The organism is Caballeronia choica, assembly GCF_001544535.1.
In the GTDB taxonomy this organism is placed as follows: domain Bacteria; phylum Pseudomonadota; class Gammaproteobacteria; order Burkholderiales; family Burkholderiaceae; genus Caballeronia; species Caballeronia choica.
Genome location: NZ_FCON02000226.1, coordinates 1 through 8,397 on the forward strand (window position 1 = coordinate 1; position 8,397 = coordinate 8,397).

At 62.0% G+C, this 8,397-nt stretch carries 7 protein-coding genes; 6 read left to right on the plus strand and 1 reads right to left on the minus strand.

Going from position 1 to position 8,397, the window contains the following annotated elements; translation table 11 throughout:
• The 6 genes from AWB68_RS40395 to AWB68_RS40420 form a co-directional block, all read left to right on the plus strand.
• Positions 1 to 386, plus strand: a 386-nt coding sequence (locus tag AWB68_RS40395) for an integrase core domain-containing protein (protein ID WP_374729657.1), incomplete at its 5' end; no start/stop codon positions are given.
• A 44-nt stretch (positions 387 to 430) separates the two neighbouring features.
• Complete coding sequence (locus tag AWB68_RS40400; RefSeq protein ID WP_235028778.1) at positions 431 to 2,104, plus strand: chloride channel protein; 1,674 nt, start codon at positions 431 to 433, stop codon at positions 2,102 to 2,104.
• A gap of 83 nt (positions 2,105 to 2,187) precedes the next feature.
• Positions 2,188 to 2,442, plus strand: a complete 255-nt coding sequence (locus AWB68_RS40405) for a hypothetical protein (RefSeq protein ID WP_087649781.1) — start codon at positions 2,188 to 2,190, stop codon at positions 2,440 to 2,442.
• A gap of 185 nt (positions 2,443 to 2,627) precedes the next feature.
• Positions 2,628 to 3,965, plus strand: a complete 1,338-nt coding sequence (locus tag AWB68_RS40410; RefSeq protein ID WP_087649782.1) for an NRAMP family divalent metal transporter — start codon at positions 2,628 to 2,630, stop codon at positions 3,963 to 3,965.
• 241 nt (positions 3,966 to 4,206) lie between these two features.
• On the plus strand, positions 4,207 to 5,211 hold the full coding sequence (locus AWB68_RS40415; RefSeq protein ID WP_087649783.1) for an SDR family oxidoreductase: 1,005 nt from the start codon (positions 4,207 to 4,209) through the stop codon (positions 5,209 to 5,211).
• Entirely contained in the window at positions 5,208 to 6,986 is a 1,779-nt protein-coding gene (locus AWB68_RS40420) for a glycoside hydrolase family 15 protein (RefSeq protein WP_087649784.1), read from the plus strand. The genes AWB68_RS40415 and AWB68_RS40420 overlap by 4 nt, the downstream gene beginning before the upstream one ends.
• A 104-nt stretch (positions 6,987 to 7,090) precedes the next feature.
• On the opposite strand, the gene AWB68_RS40425 is transcribed toward AWB68_RS40420, so the two are convergent.
• Positions 7,091 to 8,397 (minus strand): GMC family oxidoreductase (locus AWB68_RS40425; RefSeq protein ID WP_087649785.1); only part of this gene is annotated, 1,307 nt, incomplete at its 5' end.

Consider the following 8,397-nt stretch of genomic DNA (forward strand, 5'->3'; position numbering starts at 1 on the left):
GGTTCGCCGCCTTGCAGCCGATCGCACAGGGACTGCTGGGTGAATTCGGCGGCACGGGTGCCGAGGTTGGTCGGGGCTTGACGCTGCGCACGGATCACGGTTCGCAGTACACGGCCGATGACTTCCTCAACCAGGTCAGGTTCTGGGGCGTCACGCCGAGCTTCGCCTTCGTCGCCGAACCGCAAACGAATGGCGTCGCTGAGCGCTTCAACCGGACGCTGAAGGAACAAGCCATTCACGGTCGCATCTTCAGGAACCTGGAGGAAGTTCGGGCCGCGGCCGTCGAGTTCAAAGATCGTTACAACCGTCATTGGCGTCTCGAAAAACTGGGCTTTATGTCACCCCATGAAGCCCGTCACGCAGCCACCATGAAAGAGGCCGCCTGAGTTGCAAACCCGTGTCCAGACAATCCGAGCCGGTACACCGCGGCTTGATCGGACTGGTGCACAACGTACTGTTCCTCGGCCGGTTTTCATTTCCTTACGATGCCAGTCAGTTCACTCCGGCCGCTCCGTGGGGTGCGTGGGTAATCCTGGTTCCGGTGGTCGGCGGAGTTGGCGTCACCTGGATTGTGAACAAGTTTGCACCGGAGGCGAAGGGCCACGGCGTACCCGAGGTGATGGACGCGATCTATTACAAGCGCGGCGTGATCCGGCCGGCGGTGGCCCTCGTGAAGTCGATCGCCTCAGCCCTGGCGATCGGATCTGGCGCCGCCGTGGGGCGGGAAGGCCCGATCATTCAGATCGGCTCGGCGCTGGGTTCCACACTCGGACAAGTCGTACGAATGACCCCAGGCCAGCGCATCACGCTAGTGGCGGCGGGCGCGGGTGCCGGCATCGCATCGACGTTCAACACCCCGATTGGCGGAGTGCTGTTTGCCACGGAATTGATGCTCCCCGAGGTCAGCGTCAACACCTTTCTTCCCGTCGCGTTGGCCACAGGTACGGCGACATTCATCGGTCGGTTGTTTTTTGGCGCCGCACCTGCGTTTTTTGTCCCGGCGCAGCTGGGCGCGATTCCGAATGAACCGGGCAGCGCGCTCACACTCGCCCTTTATGCCGTGCTGGGCGCGCTTACTGGTGCCGCTGCCGCACTGCTCATCCGAGCGCTTCATTGGGCCGAGGATGCGTTCGATCGTATTCCTGGGCCCTATCTTCGCCATGCGTGTGGAATGTCGCTTGTCGGCGTTTTGATATACCTGCTTTTTCGCTATGCCGGTCACTACTACGTGGAAGGTGTGGGCTATGCAACGATCCAGGCCACGCTCTATGGTCACCTGCAAGGTGGCGCGTTTCTCTTGCTGCTCGCGTTGTGCAAGACGTTCGCTACGTCGGTGAGCCTTGGCTCGGGCTCCTCGGGCGGTGTGTTCTCGCCGTCGCTCTTCATTGGTGCGACGCTCGGGGCATCGTTCGCATCGCTCATGGCGATGATGATGCCGGGGGCACCCGTGAGCGCGCCAGCATTCGCCATGGTCGGAATGGGCGCCATGGTGGGGGGCGGTACCGGCGCTGCGATGACAGCGGTCGCGATGATCTTCGAGATGACACGCGACTACGACATCGTCCTGCCAATGATCATCGCGGTCGCGTTCAGTCTGGGTGCTCGCCGACTCCTATCACGTGAGACGATCTACACCCTCAAACTCGTGCGGCGAGGACATCCGATTCCCAACGCGCTTCACGCCAACATGTACATGGTGCAGAACGCAGCGCAGGTGATGGAAACTGACGTTTTAGTGCTCGATGAGAGCGTGCCGTTTCAGCACGTTCTATCGCGGTCCGAAGGGCCCGCATTCCGGCACGTGGTGGTGACGAAAAAGCACGAAATCGAGGGCGTTCTACGAGTCAATATCGGGCTGCGCCGCGCGGTCAGCCAGGGCCTCGGTGACATCACGGTGGGCTCGCTGGCGCAAACCAATTTCATCGTGGTGCGCGAGAATGACGTCGCATTCGACGTCATCACCCGCCTCTGGAAGAAACATGCGGCCATGGCGGTGGTCGTGAGTCGAGGCGATGCTCAGGGACCGCCAAGGGTACTCGGCGTCATTGCGAAAGAACATATTGCCGACTCGGTGGCGAGCAGCATCAAGGTCTTTCCTGGATGACTGGGGTCGGACGGGTCTTCAGGTCGATGCCGCGTTCGGCCTTGCTGAAGGCTTGCATACACGAGGGCGAACGGAGAGTAGAAATGAAAACGGGAAGTGGAATGCACACTGTGCGCGAACGCGTTCGCGAGTTACTGCACCTCGATGCACTGAAGGGACATGCCCGTACCGAGGCGGCGCCGGCAGTTCCGGACGCACCCCAATGGGTCATCGTCTATCGGACGGCGACGGGATTTTGTTGCGTTTATCGCGATGAGGCCATCGGCTTTCATGAGTTGGTCGATGTTCAACTGTGGGCCGAAGAGATGGACGTTCAGCCTTATTTTATAGGCCAGTGAAGCGCCCTGTGCCTTTCACCTCAGTTCCTCAGCGAGAGTTACTAATCGCCAACACGTAGAGGCGCACCAGCAATTGCTGAACCGCCCTTGCGTTTGCCGCGACCCCGGGCACGGATCGTGCGCCACCAACTTCTGTCCTCGCCGACGCGAGAGACCTTCGAAGAATATGGGGCGGCGAGCGAAACATGTCTGTTGCCAGAAGACCCAATAGAGCACCCGATCAGGCACCGACCGCCCACGACGAAATCCCGGCGCACTCATGGGCCAAGCCTGTTTCGCCCGGACTCATCTCGGCTGCGACCGACAATGATCCAAGTGGGCTCGCGACATATTCGCTCGCCGGTGCACAGTTCGGATACGACATGCTTTGGACCTGCGTGCTGTCCTATCCATCAATGGTCGCATTCCAGCTTGTCGCCGCGAGGATTGCGGCGCTGACCAGCAATGGCCTGACAGTGAACATGCGCGAACATTATTCGCGCTTCCTGTTCTACATTGCGGTCGCGAGGTTTCTCATTGCGAACCTATTCAACATTGCGGCCGACATTGTCGCGATGGGCATCGCCGCACAGCTGCTCTGGCGCGGATCGATCCCGCTCTTCGCCGCGCTGTTTGGCATCGCGTCGGTCACACTCCAGTGGTTCGTCCCCTATGCGCGCTACGCGCAGGTGCTGAAATGGCTCACGCTCACGCTGCTCGCGTACGTCGGCGTGGCCGTCGCGCTCGACATGCCGTGGGAGGCGATCGCCATCCGGTCGCTCGTGCCCCGGATCACCTGGTCTGAGCATTACTTTACGATCCTACTTGCTGTGCTTGGCACTACGATCAGCCCCTACCTCCTGTTCTCCCAAGCCGAGCAGCAGGTCGAAGAAAAGCGGCCGCAAATGGTCGGCGATGATAAAGACGCCAGCAGGCGCGAGCGTCAGTTGATCAGCGTGCGTAGGGACACCGTGATCAGAACTGCTTTGTCCAATGGCGTGGGTTTTTTTGTCATGGCCGCTGCCGCCGCGACGCTGCATCGGAACGGAAACGGCTTGAACCATGCGCGGGACGCCGCTCGTGTGATCGAGCCGGTAATGGGCGGCTACGCTCCGGTCGTGCTCGCCCTTGCGTTCATCGGCACGGCATTCCTGGCCCTCCCCCCGCTCGCCGGTTCGGCCGCTCACGCGGCCGCGAGCGCAGTCGATCGGCATAGTGACCAGCAGCAGGGCGATGGGCAGCGCGATGGGCAGCGCGATCGGAGGATCGCGCTCATGCTCGTCGCCGTGATGACCCTGGGCGTGTCGATCGGCGTAACGCTCACAATCATGCGGATCGAACCCATTCAAATTCTTTACTGGGGGGCGGTGGCTAACGGATCGACGGCGATGCCGATCATGGTCCTGCTTGTCATGCTGAGTACGAAGCGCTCGGCCGTGGGCGACCTCAGCGCTCACTGGTCGCTTCGCGCGCTGTGCTGGCTCGCCACCGTCTGCGCGGGGGCTGCGCTCGTCGCCCGATTCGCGTGCGGTTGGTTCCAGTAGCGCAGCCTCTCGGTCACCGCGACCTGAGAACGTTACGTGCGCCACGATCAGTGCGGGCCTTGACGCTTCTTCTCTGCGCGTTGCGGCCATGCAAACGCGAGCGGTCACGTCGCCCGGAGCGACCTTTGGCATGTAGAACACGAAAAGCCCCCGTGGCACGCCTACTGCTCCGAGCCAGAGAATCACGGTCAAATCATCCACACCAGCAACGATCGGTGTGATCCGAAGTGGGGGTACGAAAATGTCAAAGATTGTGGTCGTCACAGGCGCCGGTGCTGGAGTGGGCCGGGCAACCGTGGAAGAATTTGCCCGACGAGGGTACGACGTTGCGCTGCTGTCGCGCGATTCGCAGCGGCTCGAACGGGCGGCCGCCCACCTCCGTGCCGAATACGGCGTGCGCGCGCTGCCGATCCCGACCGACGTCGCCGATGCACAAGCGGTCGAGGACGCAGCGGCCCGCACGGAAAAGGAGCTCGGGGCGATTGACGTATGGGTGAACGTTGCGATGGCCACCGTTTTTGCGCCAGTGTCCTCACTCACGGCGCGGGAGTTCGAGCGGGGCACGCAGGTCACCTATCTTGGCCAGGTACACGGGACGATGGCTGCGCTGGCACGCATGCGCGCACGCAATCGCGGCACGATCGTCAACGTCGGCTCGGCATTGGGATATCGATCCGTGCCGCTCCAGTCGATTTATTGCGGCGCCAAGTTCGCCGTCCGCGGCTTTACCGATTCGCTGCGCTCGGAGATTCGTCACGACCGCCTCAGGGTTCACCTGACCATGGTCGACCTGCCTGCCGTTAATACGCCGCAATTCGATTGGGCGAAGAACAAGATGGGCCGCCGGGCCAAACCGGTCGCGCCGATCTACCAGCCGGAGGTCGCCGCACGCGCCATTTTCTTTGCCGCGACTCATCGCCAACGGGAGGTGTGGGTTGGATTTTCCACGGTCAAAGCAATCCTCGCGAACCGCGTGGCGCCCGCCCTCATCGATCGCTATCTCGCGAGCGCGGGCTATCGTGGCCAATTGACCGATGAGCCGCTGCCTGAGGACGCACCGGCTAATCTGTACGAACCCGTCCCCGGTGACTACGGCGCACATGGGCGGTTCGACGATCAAGCAAGGCCGCGCAGTTGGGAAATGTTCACGGACCGGCACCGTAGTGCGTTCTGGTTGCTGGCGGGAATTGGCGTGGCCGGATGCGTGAGCCTACTTGCCAGAGGACGACGGAACTCGCCATCATGAGCCGCCCGATCGAGGACTATGCAGTTCTCTCGGACGGCGAGACGGCGGCTCTGCTCTGCCGCGACGGCTCCATCGACTGGCTTTGCTGGCCGCGCTTTGACGACGATGCATGCTTCGCTGCGCTGCTCGGCACGCCCGACAACGGACACTGGTCGCTCTGTCCGGTCGACACGATCCTGCGGCAGCACCGTCGCTACCAGGACGATACGCTTGTCATGGAAACCGACTGCGACGTGAGCGGCGGCGCCGCGCGCGTGATCGACTTCATGCCAGTTGGTGTGCCGTCGCAGTCGGTGGTGCGGATCGTCGTGGGTCTGCGCGGAGTCGTTCGGATGCGCTCTTGCTTGCGCCTGCGCTTCGATTACGGCGCATTGCCGCCGTGGGTGGCGTCGGTTGATGGCACGCTGCAAGGAAAGGTCGGCCCCGACCTCGTGGTCCTACGCGCAGATTGCGAGCTCGATATAACGGACGAATCAATCAATGCCACGTTCGAGGTCGCAGCAGACGAACGGGTGGTTTTTGTGCTGAGCTATGGCTGCTCGCATCTGCCGCCGCCCACACCCGTCGATGCTGAAGCGGCACTGCGTGCAACCCAGCAACATTGGACGGAATGGATCAGCAATTTCGACAGCGCGAAGACCCTGTGGCCTGCCCAAGTCAGGCGCTCGCTCCTGACGTTGAAGGCGTTGATCTATCGCCCGAGCGGGGCGATCGTTGCGGCGCCCACTACGTCGTTGCCCGAAGCGCCCGGAGGGCGCCTGAACTGGGATTATCGGTATTGCTGGCTACGAGACGCCAGTTTCGCGCTTGTTGCTCTGCTCAACGCTGGCTTTCATGAGGAGGCGCAGGCTTGGCGTGGTTGGCTGCTGTGCGCAATCGCGGGGTCGCCTGAAAACATCCGGATCATGTACCGCGTGGATGGTGGGCGCCACCTGCAGGAGCGGACAATCGACTCGCTGCAAGGCTATCGATACGCGACGCCCGTGCGTGTCGGCAATGCGGCAGGAACGCAGCATCAGGTCGACGTGCTCGGTGAGGTCCTGGATTGCCTTGATGTCGCCCGTCGAGCAGGCCTCGCGACGACCAATCAGGAAGACATCGTGGAACAGCGCATTGTCGAGCATCTTGAGAAAGTCTGGAACACGCCGGGCTCGGGGATCTGGGAATCGCGCGCCGAACCTCGCCACTACACGTATTCCAGGGTGATGGCATGGGTCGCGGTGGATAGATTTATTAATCATCAAGCGCGCGAGAACGCCGCCGTTTCTCCGATCCTGGAAAGGCTCACTGCATTGCGCCAGACGATCCATGATGAAATCTGCCGTGAAGGCTGGAATCAAGCGCTCGGCTCCTTCACGCAATACTATGGCGGCGAAGAACTCGATGCGAGTGCGCTGCTCATGCCGCTCGTCGGTTTTCTGCCTGTCGACGATTCTCGCATGGCGTCGACGATCGATACGATTCAGCGCGAACTGTCGGAAGAAGGGCTGATCCGGCGAAAGAAAGCGCGCCCGGAGGGACCAAACGAAGGAGCATTCCTCGCGTGTTCGTGCTGGATGGCCGACTGCCTGCAGATGCAGGGCCGCAGTGCCGAAGCACGGGCACAATTCGAGCGGGTGCTGGCCGTCTGCAACGATCTCGGGCTGTTGTCTGAACAGTACAACGTTGCGGGCAAATGTCTCACCGGCAACTTTCCGCAGGCGTTGACCCACCTCGCGGTGATCAATACCGCCTTGAGCTTGAGTGGACCGACCCTGCAAAGGGGCGGTGGCTGATCACGATGCGTGCAAAGTCCTGCGCGGCCGCTTTGCCGCTTCGTCTTTTTGTTGCGCTAGATTATCCCGTATGACCCGCTTTCAACAGCAGGCGTTGGGGCCTTTCACACATTCCTGTGTACGTTCAGTTCACCACGTGCCGCAAGCACTTCGATGCGATCGGCGGTGCGGCAGGCAATCGCCTGAATCGTCAACGACGGGTTCACGCCCCCAACCGTCGGAAACACCGATCCGTCGCAGATCCACAGGTTGGGAATGTCCCAGCTGCGGCAATCCGCATCCACGACGCTCGTGCGCGGATCGTCGCCCATGCGCGCAGTGCCGTTCAGGTGGCAGGTGTCATCGGTTTCGTTCCAGATCTCGCTCGCGCCGGCCGCCTGCAGTGCCTGTCCCATGAAATCCAGAGCGTGCGCGATCAGGCGGCGGTCGTTGTCGCAGAACGAATACGTCACCCGCGCGACAGGCAGCCCGTACTGATCCTTCTCATCGGCAAGCGTCACACGGTTGCGCTCCTGCGGCAGCGTCTCGCCTACGATTTTCAATCCGGCCTGATGGTTGTACTTCTGCATCTCGCGCATGAGCGCTTCGCCCCATAGCCCGCGTCCGTTTTGCGTCGCGACCCACGCATTCGGCAACGGCCCCTGGCTCATGTAGCAATAGCCGCCAAAGAAGTCCTTGCCCTTGTCGGTGTAATTCCAGTGCTCGGTGAGCGCGAGCGATGGCGGCCCCTTGTACCAGCGGATCTCTTCCTGCATTACGCCCCAGGTGGCCTGGTTCGACTGCACCGTGAGATTCTTGCCGACGAGGCCCGAGCTGTTCGCGAGCCCCTCTGGAAAGTGGCCGTTGGCAGACATCAGCAAAAGTCGCGGCGTCTCGATCGCGTAGCCCGCCACGACAACGTTTCGCGCACGCTGAAACTGCCAGCGCCCCTCCCGGAAATATTCGACCCCGGTCGCGAGGCCCCTTTCGTTGGTATCGATGCGGCCGACCATCGCGAGATCCCGTATTTCAGCGCCGGCGGCAAGTGCGCGCGGTATCCATGTGACGAGCGCGCTCTGCTTCGCATTGGTCGCGCATCCCGACACGCAAAAACCCCGATAGACACATGGATGCGCCTCGCCCCGAGGCGCGGACAAGGTGGCGAGCGGCGCGGGCGACCACGGGATACCAAGCGCCTCGGCACCACGCGCGAGCACGAGTGCGGCCGCGTTCAACTCATGCGGACGGTACGGATAGCGGGGGCGCTTCGGTCCCCACGGATAGTTCACTGGGCCAGAGATCTTGAGCGCATCCTCGACTTGCGCGTAATAGCGCCACATTTCGCGCCAGTCGAGGGGCCAGTCCGCGCCATAGCCAAGGAGGCTCTTCGACTTGAACCACTCCGGGCGAAAGCGCAACGACACCATCGCGA